The organism is Acetobacter sp. (assembly GCF_047723915.1).
Taxonomy (GTDB): domain Bacteria; phylum Pseudomonadota; class Alphaproteobacteria; order Acetobacterales; family Acetobacteraceae; genus Acetobacter.
The window spans coordinates 1-17756 of sequence record NZ_JBDOBQ010000033.1 but is presented as its reverse complement, the minus strand read 5'-3'; the positions used below and the strand labels follow the sequence as shown (position 1 = coordinate 17756).

The window sequence follows — 17756 nt, the reverse complement described above, 5'->3', positions numbered from 1 at the left end:
AACCCGGGGCCCCCAACCCCACCCCCCACACCCCACCCCACCCAACCACCCACCCCTCAAAACCCCCGGGCCCAGGGGGGGGCATGGGGGGGGGCAGGCTGGCACAGGGGGCCAGCAGGACCTAGCGCAGCCACAGCCCCGCATGCAGGGGCAGTTTGGCCTCCAGCCTTCACCGGGGGCGGTGCCCGGTGCGCCACTGGCGCCCCCTGTCGCCGGGGGCGTTGTGGCTGGCGGTGCTGGGGCGGTTTCTCCCGTTGCGGCGGAAATACCGTTGCCTCCCGTTCCAGTGCTGGATGAGGAGCAGGCCGTAGAGGAAGTCACCCGCCTGCGTGAGGACTTTTTCAGAGAAGTTCCCGTTGCGCTGCATCTGACAGAGCCGCAGCAGGAACAGTGGATTGCGCTGGCGCGCCAGCAGGTCGAGCAGTCCGGTTATGTGATAGACCGGCCCCAGATCATGGTCGTGGTTGACCGCAACCCCGCAGTACAGCGTCTTTGCCTGTTGCTGGCTATGCCGGGCCATGCCGACTGGCAGGTGATCGGGGGCACGCGCGTGTCAACCGGCACGACAGGCCGCAAATACTACTACATTACGCCGACAGGTATTTTTACCAACACGGTGGATCGCCTTGGCTACAGGGCGCTGGGCACCAAGAACGAGAACGGGATCAGGGGGATTGGCGCCAAAGGGATGCGGGTCTGGGATTTTGGCTGGCAATGGGCTGAAAAAGGCTGGCTGCCCAGTCGTGAAAAAGGGCAGATCCGACTGGAAATGCACGCGACCGATCCTGATTTTCTGGAACGACGGCTGGGCCGTACCGCGTCTGAAGGGTGTATCCGCATTCCGGCCACGTTGAATGTCTTTCTCGACCGTCATGGTCTGCTGGATGTCGCCTATGAACAGAAAGCGGCGGTTGACCGGCGTTTCCGTGCTCTGCTGCGGCCTGACAGAACCCCCTCGCCTCTGGCGGGGTTGGCCGTGCTGGTGGTGGATACCGCAACACCTTCGCCAGATGCGAAAAAAACAGCGGCGCTATAAAAAGGGCTTTGACAAAACATGACCGGGCCGCTGGCGTTCGGACCAGAGACCAGAGACCAGAGACCAGAGACCAGAGACCAGAGACCAGAGACCAGATACGTACAGCCAGTAGCCAGCAGGCATGTGCGCGCCATACCCAGGCATGGAATCAAGCCGAGCCTGGCATGCTGTCCGAACCGGGATAAAAATCCGGCGCGTTCAGGCATTCAGCCACGGCGCGCAGTTTTTGCGGGTCTGCGCTTGCGCCACCAGATCATGACACCTGTGACAGACAGCAGGCAGACGGCAATGCCGGATATGCAGATGACAATGCGCCCGAAAAGCCCCGCAATTTCCCCGCTATGCCAGGGAAACTGGATCTGAAGCACCAGGTCGCCCGCGCGCCCCTGGCCCGGAATCTGCCCGTCCGTCACCCGGCCGGTTGTCAGGTCCACGCTCAGGCGGGAACTGCCAAAACCTGACGGTGACAGACCATTGCTGCTGAAAAGATAAAACGTGGCCGTTGATCCGTCAGCCGCCAGCAGGACGGCGGCGGGGGGAGCATGATCGCCATGGGCGGCGGTATATGTCGCGGCAATGCGTTCGGCCTGATCGAGCGTGACGGCGTGGGGCGGGGTATCGGGCTGGGGTGGCGCCAGCGGTGGGGCCGTTGGCAGAACGGCCCGTACGACGGGGTTGAAAACCTCATCCCCCAAAGCCAGCGCCACGCCGCTGACCGCAACCCCAAGCAGGACCACCAGCAGCCAGAGCGATACGGCCCGGTGCAGGTCGAACGCCAGCCGGATGGACGACCGCCCGATGGCGATTGTCCAGCTTTTGCGCCAGCGGCTCCAGAACCCCGTGGCCCATATCGCGGGGTGGAGGGGGAATGTCAGAAGCAGCCCCACAATGCAGTCGACCGACCATAAAATGGCGCTCAGCCCCATGATCCATGTGCCGGTGCTGCCCAGATCGAGCGAATAATGAACCCGGTATATAAAGGGCATCAGGGCGCGGCGGGTCAGGCAGCAGCCTTCCGCCGGGCGCATACCCTGAATGGTGCCGCTAGACGGGTCGACAAACAGTTCGGTTTCCAGTGCCGGGTGCAGGCCAGTGCCCTCCTCGGTGGCAAAGGCCTCGATCGTGCGGCCGGGGGCGGGGCGGTAGAGCAGGGCGTTTATATGCGCGGCCGGACGCTGGTCGTGCAGCCGTGTGAGCAGATATGACAGGTCATGAGGGACGTCATTCCGGTCGCCGGGCCGGGTGCCGGAATGGGTGCCAGAATCGATGTCGGAATGGGTTCCGGGGTCGCCAGGCCGGAACAGGTCGGGGTTCAGTGCGGCGTCGATCTCGTCCTGAAAGGCGCACAGGCTGCCTGTCAGGCCAGCCGTGAACAGGATGGCGGCCAGAAGCAGGCCCGTATACCGGTGCATGCGCACAAGGAAGGGCCGAACGGTTTTCAGGGTGGGGACAGCCATTTCCCACGACTTGCCATGACGGATAAAAACGGGCAATAGGAGCAAATAAGAATAAGTCGCATGTAAACGACGGCCCCGCGTTCATCCGGGGCTTTGTGCGCGTGCGGTGCCTCTTTGCTGTTGCGCTGTGCTGCTGGAGTACTCTGTCAGGGAAACTTCAGGCCGTGTTGTCCACCGATCACCTTCTGGAAGCCTATCTTGCAAACCGTCCGCGTTTTGTTTCCCTCGCGACGTCCATGGTCGGGTGTACGGCCTACGCTGAAGACATTGTGCAGGACGCCTTTATCCAGGTCGCCACGGCAAAAAAGCAGGGCGTGGTCGTTTTCAATCCGCTTGCCTACCTGACCACCATTATCCGCCGTCTTGCATTCGATCATATGCGTGCGGCCCGCAGGCTGGTGCCGACACAGATCGATCACGCCCTGCTGGCCGATACGGGGGCGTGTTCCTTCTGCCCCGAGACACAGGCCGGGCACAGGCAGGAACTGGCCAGCATCGCGCGCGCTCTGGCGGCGCTGCCCCCCCGTACGCGCCGTGCGTTCGAAATGTACCGGATCGGCGGTTACACGCTGCACGAAATAGCCAGCGTTCTTGATGTCTCCGCCCCGCGTGTTCACAAGCTGATCCAGATTGCGCTGGTGGCGTGCGCCACAGCCCTGCCCGATGCGGAGCCATGACCCCTTTGAAGAAACGCAGGTGCCTGTGTGCGCCCCGACATGCAGGCCCCGACATGCACGGCCAAGGCGGGTAGGACACGCCATGAGCGAAAGTCCGCACATATGAACACGCCGGCTGAGAGAGAGACCATTCTGCAGGACGCTGCGACATGGAAGATTCGCCTGCATGAAAACCCGGACGATCCGGGGCTGAAAGCGCAACTGGCGGCATGGCGCGCACTGGACGCCCGCCATGACAGGGCATGGCGCAGGATGGAACGGGTCTGGGGTGCCACGGCCGAACTGGGTGAACAGGCGGCCATGTTATCGCAGGCCGGGCCGCCGGGCCGGGCCGTCCGTGCCAGGCGGTTGCGGGTGGGTGCCTGTGTCGGGGCCACGGCCCTTGCATGCGTTCTGGCTCTGGTCCCGTCGGATTTTCTGCTGCGTTTACGGGCTGATTACGCCACGACAACCGCCCAGACCCGCACGGTCGTCCTGCCGGACGGGTCTTCTGTCGTTCTGGGCGCGCGTTCGGCCATTGCCGTGCGATATAGCGCGACGGAGCGTGGCGTCACCCTGCTGGAGGGGCAGGCTTTTTTCAGGGTCGCGCACGACTTGGCGCGCGGTTTTACCGTTGTGGCGGGGGATGTCACAACGCGCGATATCGGCACCGCGTTTGATATCCAGATGGCGGGCCCGCATGTGGCCGTAGCCGTTCGGGAAGGGGGGGTGAATGTGTCGCGCCGGGGGGATGGCAGCCCCGTTCGCCTGATAGCGGGCCAGCAATGGGCGTTCGACCGGCAGACGGGCAAGTTCGGCATCGGGGCGGTCGATCCCGACACCGTAGGGGCATGGCGGTCGGGGCACCTGGTGCTGGATGGGCTGACCCTGCTTGAGGCGATGGATGTGCTGGGCCGCTATTATCCCGGAACTGTCGTGACGCGGGGCCTCGCGCGGGACACGACGCTGGTTGGTGGTGTTTATGACCTGCGACGCCCCAGAGAGGCGTTGCAGGCGTTGTGTGCGCTGCATGGCGGGCGGCTTGTTTCGCTGCCCGCTGGGTTTGTCCTGGCATTGCCGGGGCCGGAAAAACCCTGAGCCATCCATCCATGCGTGCGAATTTTCATAAAAAATTGAGCATCCCCGTTAAAAAAAAGACCTCCCGACGGACATAGGGATACGCAAATGCAATTCGTTTGCATCCCTTACCAACCGTATCGTCCATGGGACCAGACCATGCTGTGTGTTCTTCCGCCCTTTCGCCGCAAGGCGATGGGGCATTCCCCGCGCGTTCTGCTGTGCGGCTCTTCCCTGCTGATGGCCGCGGCCTGTCTGCCCGCCATGCGTCAGGCGGTGGCGGCCAGCCCGGTAGTGGCATCTTCCCATCTGGCATCTTTCAATATTCCGTCCCAGTCGCTGGGGCAGGCTCTTGTCGCGTTGGGTGAACAGGGCGGCATGCAGATCGCTTTCGACAGTGCTGCCGTGGTGGGCATGACATCGGGGGCCGTGGTCGGCCGCATGACGGCGGAGCAGGCCCTGTCGGCCGTGCTGCGGGGCACGGGCATTGGCTACCGGCAGGTGGGGGCCAGTTCGGTCGCCCTTGTCCGGCCCCCCTCGGGTATTGCCCTGCGACCGGTGCGGGTGGAAGGCAATGCCGAACGGTCCAGAAAGGAACTGGAGGACGAACGCTGGGCGGAACGGATTTCCGTTTTCGGGCTGTCGCGCCGGGCCGGGCTGGTGCCCAAGAACTCCAGCGCCGCCACCAAGACCGATACGCCCCTGCTCGAGACACCCGAATCCGTCTCGGTCGTAACGCGCGCGCAGCTCGACCAGCAGAATGCCCGCACCATAGCCGAGGCCCTGCGCTACAACGCCGGTGTGTCGGGGGATGTGGCGTCAGGCTACACGACCCGATTCGATATGGTTGAGATCCGTGGTTTTCAGGGGGCCGCCGGGGCGGACGAATTTGTCGACAACCTGCGCCTGTTCAATGGCGCCTATTACGCCACCCAGCAGATCGACCCTTATCTGCTCGACCGGATCGATATTCTCAAAGGTCCGCCATCCGTGCTGTACGGCCAGTCCAATCCGGGTGGCGCCATTGTGCTGACAACCAAGCAGCCGCTGGCTACGCCGGTCCATTCCGTCTCGGTCGAAGGGGGCACCTACGGCTATGTGCGCGGCACCGCCGACTTTGGCGGCCGGATCGACAGGGACGGCAGGTGGCTGTACCGCGTTGCCGCCACGGCTACGACTTCGGGCACGCAGGACCTGCATACCCGTAACGAGCGGGTGGGCGTGCTGCCGTCCCTGACATGGACCCCCACTGACCGCCTGACGATGACCGTCTCGGCCTTCTGGCAACATGATCCGCGCGGGGGCAATTTCGATACCGCGCCGTTACAGGGCACCATTCTGCCCAACCCGAATGGCAGGATTTCGACCCATTTCTACCCCGGCGATACCAGTTTCGAAAGCTACAACCGCACCCAGACGGCCGTTAATTACCATCTGGACTATCGCTTTGCCCCCAACTGGACATTTCGCTCCATGGCCCGCTACGCGAATGTGGGTGCGTTTTTCCGGCAGGTATCGTCCGGCGGCATGCTCGATGACGACAACCGCACGCTGGAGCGCGAAGCCTATGCGTCGAAAGAGCATTTCGACACGGTGACCGTCGAAGAGCAGATTCTGGGGCACTTCCACACCGGTGCGGTGAAGCATGATGTCATTATTGGCGGCAACTGGCAGAACATCCGGGATTCGGCCAATCTTTACGCGGGCGATGCCTCGGCGCTGGACGTGTTCTCGCCCAGCTATGGCGTTGCGGTGGATGGGCTGTCGGAAATCACGGCCCAGGGCATTACCACCAACCAGGAAGGGATCTATGCCGAAGACCAGATGAGCTGGGGCAGGCTGCATGTGCAGGGTGGCGTGCGCCATGACTGGTCACGGATCGATACGCGTGACGTGCTGGATGATGGTGGCTTCAACCAGACGGATCAGGCCACGACATGGCGCGGCGGCATACTGTACGCGTTTGACATGGGGCTTTCTCCCTATTTCCATTACGCGGAGTCCTTCCAGCCCACCAATTCGCTGTCGTTCGACGGCACGCCCTTCAAGCCCACCCGTGGCAGGCAGTTCGAGGTCGGGCTTAAATATCAGCCGCGTAATTTCAACGGGTTTTTCACCGTGGCCCTGTATGACCTCAAGCAGAGCCATGTTCTGACAACCGACCCCGAACACCTCGACTTCAATATCCAGACCGGGGGCATACGCTCGCGCGGGGTGGAGGTGGAAGCCCATGTCGACCTGACCCGCAACCTCAATATCATCGCGGCCTATACGTACCAGGACGTGGCCTACACCAGGGGCAGCGGCGACCTGACGGGGGAGCGCCCGACATCGGTGCCCAAGCAGACATTTTCCGTCTGGGGGCATTACGACCTGCATAACGGTCCGTTGCGCGGGCTCGGGTTCGGGGCAGGGGTACGCTATAACGGCAATACGCTGGTCGATAATACGCTCGAATATGTCACGCCCAGCTACACGCTGGTGGACGCCCAGGCGCAGTATGCGCTCGATTCCGTTTTGCCGCGTCTCAAGGGCATGCTCTTTCAGGTCACGGCCCAGAACCTGCTGAACAAGCGCTATTATCCCGGCTGCGCATCGGCGGATACGGGCTGCTATATCGGCGCGAACCGCAATGTGATCGGCAAGGTGACGTATACCTGGTAAGCGGCCGCGGCCCCTTTGCCGCAGTTCCTGTGCCGCAGCATTCCGGGCCGGTCCCTCGCCCCGCCCCGAGTGCTCCGCACGCAAGGGCTGGCGGCACAGGGGCCGTGGTGAACCCTGGCCCTTTTGGGGTAAGCGCATGGCTGGTGGCATGCGCCAGCCCGGTGCGGACTTGGCGCGGGTTGGGCATTGTGCCCGGCAGGCGGAACGTTCCTGTTCGCAAGGCCCGTATTTTCCAAAATCCGGGCATAAAAAAACCGCTCGTAAAAGAGCGGTTTTTTATTGTTCTGCTTGATCGCCACTGCTTGCCCGGTGGGGGGGGGGCAATGCGCCATTCCGGGGCGGATATGCCCCGAACCGACGGCCCGGCCTTTCAGGCAGGCGGCTGACGGGCGGGGACGGAGACCGTCCACGCCATTCATCCGGCCAGTGGCGTGGTGCCGATCAGTAGCGGTATTCTTCGTGCTTGAACGGACCGCTGACCGGCACGTCAATGTAGTCGGCCTGCTTTTCGCTCAGCTTGCTCAACTGCGCGCCGACCTTGGCCAGATGCAGGGAGGCCACTTTTTCGTCCAGCTTCTTGGGCAGGGTGTAGACCTTGACCTCGTATTTGCCTTCGGGCGCGGTCCACAGTTCGATCTGGGCCAGCGTCTGGTTGGTGAACGACGCGGACATGACAAAGGACGGGTGGCCCGTCGCGTTGCCCAGATTGACCAGACGGCCTTCAGACAGGACGATCAGGCGCTTGCCATCGGGGAAGACAACCTCATCCACCTGCGGCTTGATGTTGTCCCACGTGAAGTTGCGCAGGGCGTCGATCTGGATTTCGGAGTCGAAATGCCCGATGTTGCACACGATGGCGCGGTTTTTCATGGCGCGCATGTGGTCGACCGTGATCACGTCCACGTTGCCGGTGGCGGTCACGAAAATGTCGCCACGCGGGGCTGCATCTTCCATGGTGACGACTTCATAGCCTTCCATGGCGGCCTGCAGGGCGCAGATCGGGTCGACTTCGGTTACCAGCACGCGGCAGCCGGCATTGCGCAGGGACGCGGCGGAGCCTTTGCCCACGTCGCCATACCCGGCCACGACGGCGACCTTGCCAGCCATCATCACGTCGGTGCCACGGCGGATGGCGTCCACCAGGCTTTCACGGCAGCCATACAGGTTGTCGAACTTGGACTTGGTCACGCTGTCGTTCACGTTGATGGCGGGAACCTTGAGCGTGCCTTTTTTCTGCATTTCCCACAGGCGGTGGACACCCGTCGTGGTTTCCTCGGACAGGCCACGCACATGCTCAAGCAGTTCGGGGTATTTGTCGTGCATCAGCACGGTCAGATCGCCGCCGTCGTCCAGGATCATGTTGGGTGTCCAGCCGTCGGGGCCTTTCACGGTTGCTTCGATACACCACCAGAAATCTTCTTCCGACAGGCCCTTCCAGGCAAAGACCGGAATACCGGCGGCGGCGATGGCGGCTGCGGCATGGTCCTGGGTGGAGAAAATGTTGCAAGACGACCAGCGAACCGTGGCGCCAAGGGCGATCAGGGTTTCGATCAGCACGGCGGTCTGGATGGTCATGTGCAGGCACCCGGCGATCCGCGCGCCCTTGAGCGGCTGGCTCTTGCCGAATTCCTCACGCAGCGCCATCAGGCCCGGCATCTCGCCTTCGGCGATGGAAATTTCCTTGCGGCCCCATTCGGCGAGCGAGAGGTCCTTTACCTTGTAATCGGTCATCTTATCCTGTCTTCCTGTGCAGATCGTGGCTTTCTATACAGCGTGTGGTGATTGGAGGCCAGATGAAACACGGCGGGCCCGGCCTGTTCGTGCGCGGGCGCGGTGCCATACCCGCCAAGCCTTGCCATAAGGGCTTTTTTCTGGTGTCCAACCCGAACTGTTGGGCTGAATTCTGGCAATACCGGGTTACGAGTCATGGTTGTACTGCGTTCCATCCTGTTCAATGTTCTGGCGTTCCTGCTGACTGGCGTCATGGGGGTGGGGGCTTTTCCCATTCGCTGGTTCATGCGGGGCAGGGCGCTGGCCTACGCCAAGCTGTGGTCGCGCGCGGTGCTGTGGCTGTTCCGCACCCTGTGCGGCGTGCAGGTGCGGGTAACCGGGCTTGAGAACCTGCCCGCGTCCGGCCCGGCGCTGATCGCGTCGCAGCATCAGTCCGCGTTCGATACGCTGGTCTGGATGCTGCTGCTGCCCCGGCCATGCTATGTCATGAAAGGCGAATTGCGGCGCATACCGCTGCTGGGCCCCATGCTGGTGCTGGCGGGCATGATGCCGATCGAACGTGCCGCCGGGGCCAAGGCGCTGCGCCTGCTGCTGCTCGGCACGGACACGGCCGTCAAGGCCGGGCGGCAGATCGTGATTTTCCCCGAAGGCACGCGTACATTGCCCGGCGAGCATGTGCCGCTCAAACCCGGTATTGCCGCCATGTCCGGGCATGTGGGGTTGCCGGTCATTCCCGTGGCCACCAATTCGGGGCTGTTCTGGGGGCGCAACGCCTTTTTCAAGCGGCCGGGTGTGCTGCATGTGGCGATCGGCCCTGCCGTGGGCCCGGCCCGCAGGCCCGAACTGCTGGGCCAGATCGAGCAGAGCTGGCGCGGGCTGGAACAGGGTTTTGACGTGGCGGGCTGATGGGGAAAATTCGGTGCTTCCGCCACCGCTCCGGCCCGTCCGGCAGTCATGTGGACTCTGTGGATGACTTTGTGGATTACCATGCACGAACCACGATCCCGGCAGGCGGAATACGCCCTGTTCGGAGGCCTTGGCGCGGTCATGTCGATCCCCGCCACGCATGACGGGCACGGAATTATTCGATTCCCGCACGGCAGGGACTGCATTTTTTTCAACTTTTAGCAAGTATGCCGCTATGGCGGATAAGCCGGGCAGGCTCCGTGCGCCAGAGCAGGCAGGCTGTGAACATGATGTGGATATCTTGCCGGCGATGCAGAAAAACCCTACACCGCGCTGGCATTCACCCCTTGCGGACGGAAGGCGGGGAACACGCCCATGAACCCGGTTGGTAACCCGTTGTGGCGTGTCGCAGGCTCAAAAACAGCCCGTCTGGCAGTGGTGCTGGGCGGTGTGAGTCTGGCAGTGCTTGTCGCTGCGGGCGTGCTGTTCACATCACAGGCGGGTGCCCGGCTGGAACGCCTGGCAGAGCAGGTGCCCGCTGGCTGTCACCTGACATATGACGGCAGAACCACACGGCGCGGCCCAGGCCGGGTCACGCTGGTGCTGCTCCACCCCGGCCTGTTCTGCACCCCGGCGGAACAGCCCGGTGGCAATGGCCTGTTTTACACGGCAGCCCGGGCGGACCTGACGGTCAGCGCCTGGGCCCCATCCGGGCTGGGCCTGCGCATATACGGAATGCGGATTGTCCAGGCAGCCCCCTCCTCCGTTGCGCGCAGCCTGCTCAGCCTTGAGGGAGAGCCGGTCGAGGTGTTTCTGCCACACGCGCTGGCAAAGGGGGCGGGGCACGGTGTCGTGCGCGCGGCTTTTGTGCAGGTTTTGCCTTTTGGCTTCAGCCTGCGCGGGCTGGACGGAACCATGCTGTGGAACACGGCGGCAACCCCGCGGGACAGCGCCGGTGGGCTGGCTTTTTCCGCCAGGCAGGTTGTTGTTCCGGTCGGGGCTATGCCGGGTGGCCCGGCGGTGTTCGAGCATGTGCAGGCGGCGTTTTCGCTGCCCGGATCATCTGGCGGGCCACCCGTGCCACAGGCCGCGACGGGAAAGACCCCGCTCTGGCCCCCGCTCCTGGTGCAGCGCCTGTCCGGCGAGTGGCGCGGCGTTCCCCTGTCTGTAACGGGTCATGTCCTTGGCGGGGATCTGGCATCGCCCTCGGGGGATTTCTGGCTGACCCTGCATGACGTCAAGTCCCTTGCGCGCCTGCTGCATCCGCAGGGGGCAGCGCCCGGAAACATGGTGTCGCAATCGCAACGGGAGCAGTTTGAGGCAGCGCTGGACAGGCTGGCCGCCCGCACGGCCATGGGGGACGGCACGGTTACGCTGCCGCTCATGCTGCGTGCAGGCGATGTGCGGCTGGGCACCCTGCCTGTCAGCCTCATGCTGTCGGCTTTGCGGGCTGCCAGCCCGGAACCGGCGGCCCTTTCTGCCTCCGGGCCTGCCCACATGGCGCCCTCTGTCGGAGCCATTCGGGCGGCACCATAAGGCGCGGGGGTCATGCCGTGCTCCGCTCTCCGGACTGTCGCAAGGTGGGCTGTCAGGCGGCCTGTCCCGACAGCGGACGGACTGGGCAGGCTGTCTCAGAAATTGTCTTTTTCCGCGCGCAGGCGGCCCAGGGTCTGGGCGTCGGCGGCGCGCAGGAACGGGTTGGTGGCGCGTTCCTGTGCCAGTGTGGACGGCACGGTCGGCTGTCCAGTCTGGCGCAGCCTGCGCACGGCGTCGGAGCGGGCGCGCAGGGCTGCGTTGTCGGGGTCCACATGGCGGGCGAACGCTGCGTTGCCGAGTGTATATTCATGCCCGCAGCAGACCAGCGTTTCGGGCGGGAGGTCGTCGAACCGGCGCAGGCTTGCGAACAACTGGGCGGCTGTGCCTTCGAACAGGCGGCCACACCCCAGGCTGAACAGGGTGTCGCCGCAGAAAAGGGCTGGCGGGTCCGAAAAATAATAGCAGATATGGCCCCGTGTATGCCCCGGCGTTGCAATAACCCGGGCCATGCTGTCCCCTATGGCTATGGTGTCACCATCCTCCAGCGCCATGTCCAGCGGGGGCATGCGGTCCCGTTCGCTGGCCGGGCCGACCACGCGGGCGCGGTAGCGTTCGCGCAGGGTCTGGGTGCCGCCGGTATGGTCATGGTGGTGGTGGGTCAGCAGGATCAGGTCCAGACGACCGCCCTGCGCCTCGATCGCCTGTTCCATGGCGTTCGCGTCACCGGGGTCGACAACGGCGGTGGTGTTCGTGCCCGTGTCGTGCAGCAGCCATGCATAGTTGTCGGACAGGACAGGAATGGCGTGGATTTGCAGGGTCACGGTCTTTCTCCCGTAGGGTATGCCCGCCCGGTCGGGCCAGGTCATGGCTTTGGGGGCGGGGCTTATGGTAGGCAGGCAGCATGCACGATGTCATGCAGTCGCCCCGCAGTTTTTACACGACCCCGCAGGGGCTTGCCACCGCAGCCCGTGTGGCGGCCGCCATGCGGCGGATCTGGCCCATGCTGGGCGGCCTGTCGGTGCTGGGGGTGGGCGATGCTTCCGCCTGCCTGGCCCATCTGGGCGATGCCGGCACGCGCCGTCTGGCCGCGTCGATCCTGTCCGGCCCGTCCGCGGGCGGCCGGGCGGATGCCGTTCCGCTCTGCGTTGCCGATGAATGCAGCCTGCCTTTCTGCGACGGGGCGTTCGATCGTCTTGTGCTGGTGCATGCCCTGCGGGCCAGAACCAACCCGCTACCGGTCCTGCGCGAAGCAAGCCGGGTCATGAAGGATGACGGGCGGCTGCTTCTGGCCATTCCCAGCCGTCTTGCGGGGCGGACCCGGCTGCGTGGCACGCCGTTCGCGGCGGATACGGCATGGACGCGGGGCGGAATAAGGCAGGCGCTCGCTGCCGCCATGCTGCGCCCCGAACGGTGGGATGAGGCCCTGTTCCTGCCTGTCTGGCCCGGTGCGGGTGCAGGTCCTGTTTTTGGGGCTGTCGCGTCACTGTTCACACGGCTGGGGGGTATGTCGTCCATGCGCGGCCTGTCGGTGGACCGGGTTGGCAGGCTGGTCTGCCCCGGTGCGGCAGGTGTCATTCTGGTCGAAGCCGTGCGTGACGTCTATTGCGCACGGCCTGTGGCGTCGGGTACCGGGCGGCGCTGGTTGTCCCGTGTGGTCATGCCCGCGCACGGTGCCGCCCGTGAACACACGCGCGACGACACGCCGCACGGGCTGAACACATTGCCATGAACCCATGCGCATGATGTTATTCGGCCATATGGTGCGGCTTTCTTTATCGGCAGGGTAGGGCTCGGTTTCATTCTGGTTTCTTGTGTGACATGCGGTTTGCTGCTTGTGCTGGGCGCGCTGGGTCTCCTGTGTGTGCTGCCGGCTGGACTGGCGCGCGGCAGGCCACCCTGGCTTGGGGTGCTGTGGCGGCCCGAACTGGCGGGTGGCCTGTGGGCGCTTGCGGGTCTGGCCGCGCTGCTGGGGGCTGTGTTGCGGCTGGAAGGGGCGCCGGACTGGTTCCCCGTTTTCGGGCTGGATGGCCCGGCTCTGCCCATGCTGGTGCTGCTGGCCTTTATCGGAGCAGCCAGCGCGGGGCAGGGGCGGTGCCCCAATACCCCGCAACTGGCGCTGCCAGCGGGGCATGGCGGCGCGCACGGTCTGGCCTGTGTGCTGGCGGGCTTTGCCTTTCTTGCCATGTCGCCGCTGGTTTTCGGTCTTTTTGCCAGTCTGGCGCTGGCCCTGCTGGACGGGCGTGGAAAGCGCGCGTTGTGCCTGCCTTTTGCCGTTCTGCCTGCGTGTATCGCGGCCGATAATGTCCTGTCCGTGCCGTTGCTGTGCCTGAGTATTGTGCAGACGGGGTGGGCCGTGTCGATGCAGAGAGGCCCCGCAGCCCTGCTGCCTGCGTGTATCGGGCTGTTCCTGCTGGGGCGTATTCTGGCGGAAACGGGCACTCTGCCTCTGCTGGCCACGGCCGGGCTGCTGCTTTGCGGGGCCTGGGTTGCCGTGCGTGGCTGCCTGCGGGCGTTGGACGAACGGTCCGTGCAGGGCATCCTGGCGGGGTTTGGCGCCGCCTGGTACGGCGGAATGGTGGTTGACCTGACACTGGCCCTGGCGTCCGTCCTGGACGGTGCCGACGCTTTTCGCATGGCGGTTGAACTGGCCATGGGGGCCCCCGTTCTGGCCCTGCTGGGCCTGCAGTTGCTGGCTGTGCGGTATCAGGCCGGGCAGATGGTGGCGGATGGGCGGGCGACGGGTATGGCAATCCCGCGTGCCGGGCGTGTTCTGGCCAGCCTGTGCCTGTTCCAGCTTGCGGCAGTTCCCCCCTTTGGGGTTTTTGCGGTGCTCTGGACCCTTCTGCTGGCGGGGGATTATTCCGTGCAGGGGGCCAGGCCCGTTGTGGCGGTGGGCGTGGTCGTGCTTCTTGCGCTTCGTATCGGGGTGGTGGTGCTGGCGGGGCTTGGCTTGTTGCGGGCGGGGCTGCACCTGTTGCTGCCGCGTGCCGCCGCCCATGCCCGGGCCGACACGCGCCATGCCATACCGGTTCAGCCGGGCGGGGGGGAATGGACCGGCTGGATCTGTGCGCTGGTCGGCGGTGCTGTCGCGGTCTGTCCCGGGGTGTGGCTGTATGTGGCCGACCCCATGGTGGCCCCCACCGCGCTGGGGGACGCAACGCTGCCTCTGACATGGGGTGGGAGTTTTGTCGTCGGGCTGGCGCAGGGGGAAAGCCGCCTGACCCCCATGCTGGTGCTTGCCGCCATGACAGGCGCGGTCGGGGTGGCGCTTTTGCTGGTGCGGGTCATGGGGTTTGCGCCTTTGGGGCGCAATACAGTGCAGGTGCCGCTCTGGCGGCAGGGTGCCCCACGCACGGACAGCCCCGGCACGCATGATATGTCGGGCAATGAACGGTCCCCCATGCCGGTCTGGCCAGCGGTGCTGGGGCTGGGCGGATTTGCGGCGCGTTCAGGTGCCACCGGCGGCGGCGGTGCAGGTGCTGCGTACCGGCACGATCTCGCCCGGCGTGGCAGGGTGGTGGCGCGTTTTGCGCGGCGTCTGGTGTTTCGGGGTGCGCAATGGTGCGAAAGCCGGAGCATGGTGCTGATCGTGCTGCTGCTGGGGCTGGGACTGCTGGTGGGGCTGTTTGCGGGACCATGAGACACGATCGGCACAACCGCGAAACAGACAAGGGTGCGAGCAGGGGGCAGGAATGGTGCTGACAGCGGGCTGGATCGTGGTCTGGCTGCTGGCGCTGGCCATGCAGGCAGGGCTTATGGTGGCTGTCGCTCCCTGGTTTTCAGGGCTGTGCGAACGCCTGGCCGGGCGCGTCAGCGGGCGGCAGCGGTTCCATGCCGGGGCAGGCTGGCAGGAAATCCGACATCAGTTCCGCAGGCCCGCCCTGCGTGGCCCGGGCGACGGGCTGAACGGCGTTTTCTGCTTTCTCGCGCTGGTCATGGCTGTTCTGGCCTGCGGGCTGGTGCCGGTCTTTGCCCTGACACCACCGGGCTTTCCTGCTCCGGGGCTGCTGCTGGTGTGCTGGGTGCTGGTCATGGCCATGGTACTGCTGGACCTGCCGCTGGCGGTGCAGGGGCGGCTGGGGGCGTATCCGGGGCGGGCTGCGCTGCTGGGCAACGCCCTGCTGCTGCCGGTCCTGTGCCCGGTCATGCTGCTGGCGGGTACACAGGATCTTTCAACCTTTCTGGCGGGGCTTGCGGTGCTTTCCCCCCTGCGGGACGGTGCGCCCTATGTGCTGGCGGGTGTGGCCCTGTTCGTGGTGGCGGCCCTGTCAGCACGGGGGACGGACCGTGACGCCGCAGTGGCTCCTCTTTCCGGTCAGGATCGTGGCATGTGGCTTCTGGCGGCGGATTGCGTGCAGCTCTGCTGGGTCAGTCTGGCAGGTGACATGGCTTGGTCCGCAAGCCTGGCCATTGCGCCGGGGCAGGGCGGTGGAGCATGGGTGGCGCAGTGCGCGCAGGGCGGTGGTATATGGCTGTGCAAGCTGGCGGTGGCGGCACTCCTTCTTGCGCTGGGGCGACTGGTGGTGCTGCCTGCCATGCGCCGTATACGCGTCAGGCTCGGGGTGGTTTTTCTGCTTGGCGCGCTGGCCTGGCAGGTGACATGGGCGCTTGCCCCCCAGCCCGTCATCCAGGAAAGCGAAGGAGCCGCGACACCCATGGTCCTGCCGGGTGAAGCCGATCGCACGGCCACGGCGCGAGGCGGCCTGTCATGACGCTGGCTGCCATGATCGCGCAGTTGCTGGCCCTTGGCATGGTGGTGTGGGGCATGGGTTTCCTGCCCGCGCTGGGCGTGGCCAGCGCGGGTGCGATGCTACTGGATACCTCCAGCTCCCTGCCCAGTTCCATGGCCACCCCCCTGAGCGAGACAGGGGCCGCCCTGGCTGTGTTGATCGCTGTTCTGCCGCCGGTTTTTCTGGGTCGCTACCAGCCCGACCTCTCGCGTGAGAGACCGCGTGGCATGGTGCCGTTCCTGGCGCTGGGGCTTATGGTGCTGTTGCAGTTTACCACCGTGCGGGCAGGGCTCGCGGGTTTTCCGGCCGGGTTGTGCATGGCGCTTGCGGGGCTTGTGGCTGTGGCCTGCCGCCAGACACTGGTCTGGCAATGGGCGGGCCTGCTGACCTGTGGCGAAGGCGTGCTGCTGTTCGCGGTCCAGACGCGGCGGGCCGATATTCTGGGCGTGGCCGCCCTGGCCTGTGTGGTCGTTCTGGTGTCTGGCGGCCTGTGCGCGCATCGCACGCTGCTGCGCAGGGTTGCCGGTGCGGAAACCCGGCCCCCCGCCGCGCCACGTTCGGGCGTGGCCTATCCCCATGGGGTTGCGTACCCTCCTGCCCCCCAGGCGCATGACGAACATGCCGCCCAACAGGGCATGCCCCCGCCGGTCCCGTTGGCCAGCAGCGGCGGGGACGAACCACAAACGCCCCTCCCAGCCGAGCCAGATGTAAACGACCCCGCACACCCCACAGCTCCGGATGCGGCAGACCACAACCCGGACCATGACTGGCCAGAGGCAACCCTGCCAGCGGGTGCGGCCGAAACGGGGGGACCGGCACCGCGCCCCGCCGCCCCGCCGCCCAGCGAGCCCGGCTGGAAGAACCCCGATGAGGAGAAGCCCGGCGAAGCCGCATTCGGCGACGAACACGGGGACGAACACCACTCGGGCGAACACCACGAGGACGCATACGAGGACGAACACCGCTCGGGCGAACACCATGGGGACGAACGCCATGGGGAAGACCGCAGGGGGGGCGAATCGGAGCGGCCCGAAACCGGGGGGGCTGCCCCCCCGCATGACCCTTGGGCCGGGCGGGGAGAGCACGCATGATCGCGGGTTTGCAGATCACCATTTTTCTGGCGGCTCTTGCGTTTGTCTGGCCCTTTGTGGGGGCGGCGGTCATGTTTGCGGTGCCTCCATCCCGCGCGCGGGACGTGGCCCTCTGGATGGCGGGCACTGGCTGCGCACTGGCTGTGGCGGTGTTCGTGTTCCCCGCGGGCGGGGGTGCCTCCGCCGGGTGGGATGACGATCCGGTGCAGCGGGCCGGGCGGGTCATGCTGGCCTTCGGGCTGTTGCTGGTGGTGCTGGACTACACGGCGTCGTTTGCGGCGGACCGGCTCTTGCGCGCGTTGCCGCATGTGTCCACCGCAATGGCCGGGCTGGCCTGCGTGGCCCCCAATCCGGCGATCGGGCTCGGTATCGTGCAGGCCACGCTGGCCTGGGGGGTGTTCGTGCTGGCCCGCAGGCCGGGACAGGCCACAGAGGGCTGGACGCTTATCCGTGCGGGGTGTGTGGGCACGTTCCTTGCGTTGTCAGGGCTCATGCTGCCCGCGGGCACGCTGGGAGCGGGGCTTATGATGGCCTGCGGGTTGTCGGTCCTGGCGGGGCTTGCGTTTTTCGGCCCCGCCTGGCGGCTGCCCGACAGCCCTGTGCTGTTTGTGCCGGTGGCGGGTGCCGCGCTTTTGCTGGCCATGCGGCTGCGTGCCCATGGGGGTGTGGCGTTCGAAGGCGCGCTGGTTGCGGCGGGCCTGCTATGCCTGTGGCTGACTGCCTGCACGGGAGGGCTGTCCCGGCGCTGGCCATTGCTGCGTACGGTGCCTCTGGCGCTGGGGGTCATGGCCGTAGGTGTCCGGGCCGATGTTGCGGCGCTGCTTTTCCTGTGTGGCTGGTGTCTTGCGGGTGGGGGCCGGGTATTGCAGGGG

14 protein-coding genes are annotated in these 17756 nt (G+C 65.5%); 11 read left to right on the top strand and 3 right to left on the bottom strand.

Translation table 11 applies throughout. The annotated features are described in order from the left end of the window. The first annotated feature begins 142 nt into the window (after positions 1 to 142). Positions 143 to 1036 (top strand): L,D-transpeptidase, encoded by an 894-nt coding sequence (locus ABF990_RS13350; protein WP_415506645.1) that lies wholly within the window; start codon positions 143 to 145, stop codon positions 1034 to 1036. A gap of 206 nt (positions 1037 to 1242) precedes the next feature. On the opposite strand, the gene ABF990_RS13345 is transcribed toward ABF990_RS13350, so the two are convergent. Continuing rightward, positions 1243 to 2493, bottom strand: a complete 1251-nt coding sequence (locus ABF990_RS13345) for a PepSY-associated TM helix domain-containing protein (RefSeq protein ID WP_415492147.1) — start codon at positions 2491 to 2493, stop codon at positions 1243 to 1245. 164 nt (positions 2494 to 2657) lie between these two features. Between ABF990_RS13345 and ABF990_RS13340 the strand changes: the two genes are divergently transcribed. The 3 genes from ABF990_RS13340 (at position 2658) to ABF990_RS13330 (ending at position 6890) form a co-directional block, all read left to right on the top strand. Beyond that, on the top strand, positions 2658 to 3170 hold the full coding sequence (locus ABF990_RS13340; protein WP_415492146.1) for a sigma-70 family RNA polymerase sigma factor: 513 nt from the start codon (positions 2658 to 2660) through the stop codon (positions 3168 to 3170). Between the two features lie 102 nt (positions 3171 to 3272). Continuing rightward, complete coding sequence (locus ABF990_RS13335) at positions 3273 to 4247, top strand: FecR family protein (protein WP_415500850.1); 975 nt, start codon at positions 3273 to 3275, stop codon at positions 4245 to 4247. 138 nt (positions 4248 to 4385) lie between these two features. Next, positions 4386 to 6890 (top strand): TonB-dependent siderophore receptor, encoded by a 2505-nt coding sequence (locus ABF990_RS13330; protein ID WP_415500851.1) that lies wholly within the window; start codon positions 4386 to 4388, stop codon positions 6888 to 6890. 441 nt (positions 6891 to 7331) lie between these two features. On the opposite strand, the gene ahcY is transcribed toward ABF990_RS13330, so the two are convergent. Further along, a complete protein-coding gene (gene ahcY, locus ABF990_RS13325) occupies positions 7332 to 8621 on the bottom strand; it encodes an adenosylhomocysteinase (RefSeq protein ID WP_415492143.1) in 1290 nt (429 codons plus the stop codon). A 195-nt stretch (positions 8622 to 8816) separates the two neighbouring features. Between ahcY and ABF990_RS13320 the strand changes: the two genes are divergently transcribed. Together ABF990_RS13320 and ABF990_RS13315 are read left to right on the top strand one after the other, a co-directional pair. Continuing rightward, complete coding sequence (locus ABF990_RS13320) at positions 8817 to 9527, top strand: lysophospholipid acyltransferase family protein (RefSeq protein WP_415492142.1); 711 nt, start codon at positions 8817 to 8819, stop codon at positions 9525 to 9527. A gap of 375 nt (positions 9528 to 9902) precedes the next feature. After that, positions 9903 to 11063: a hypothetical protein gene (locus ABF990_RS13315; protein ID WP_415500852.1), complete on the top strand. Its 1161-nt coding sequence runs from the start codon at positions 9903 to 9905 to the stop codon at positions 11061 to 11063. Positions 11064 to 11158: 95 nt separating this feature from the next. Here ABF990_RS13315 and gloB read toward each other — a convergent pair whose 3' ends face one another. Beyond that, entirely contained in the window at positions 11159 to 11884 is a 726-nt protein-coding gene (gene gloB, locus ABF990_RS13310; RefSeq protein ID WP_415500853.1) for a hydroxyacylglutathione hydrolase, read from the bottom strand. A gap of 92 nt (positions 11885 to 11976) precedes the next feature. On the opposite strand from gloB, the gene ABF990_RS13305 reads away from it, so the two are divergent. From ABF990_RS13305 to ABF990_RS13285, 5 genes are all read left to right on the top strand, one after another. Further along, complete coding sequence (locus tag ABF990_RS13305) at positions 11977 to 12792, top strand: class I SAM-dependent methyltransferase (protein ID WP_415506644.1); 816 nt, start codon at positions 11977 to 11979, stop codon at positions 12790 to 12792. An 84-nt stretch (positions 12793 to 12876) separates the two neighbouring features. Then, the gene (locus tag ABF990_RS13300) at positions 12877 to 14703 is read left to right on the top strand and encodes a hypothetical protein (RefSeq protein WP_415500855.1); all 1827 of its coding nucleotides are present in this window, start codon (positions 12877 to 12879) and stop codon (positions 14701 to 14703) included. A 52-nt stretch (positions 14704 to 14755) separates the two neighbouring features. After that, entirely contained in the window at positions 14756 to 15775 is a 1020-nt protein-coding gene (locus ABF990_RS13295) for a hypothetical protein (RefSeq protein WP_415506643.1), read from the top strand. Further along, positions 15772 to 16884: a hypothetical protein gene (locus tag ABF990_RS13290; RefSeq protein WP_415492136.1), complete on the top strand. Its 1113-nt coding sequence runs from the start codon at positions 15772 to 15774 to the stop codon at positions 16882 to 16884. Before ABF990_RS13295 ends, ABF990_RS13290 begins: the two co-directional genes overlap by 4 nt. Continuing rightward, on the top strand, positions 16881 to 17756 hold an 876-nt coding region (locus tag ABF990_RS13285), incomplete at its 3' end, for a hypothetical protein (RefSeq protein WP_415492135.1). The genes ABF990_RS13290 and ABF990_RS13285, both read left to right, overlap by 4 nt.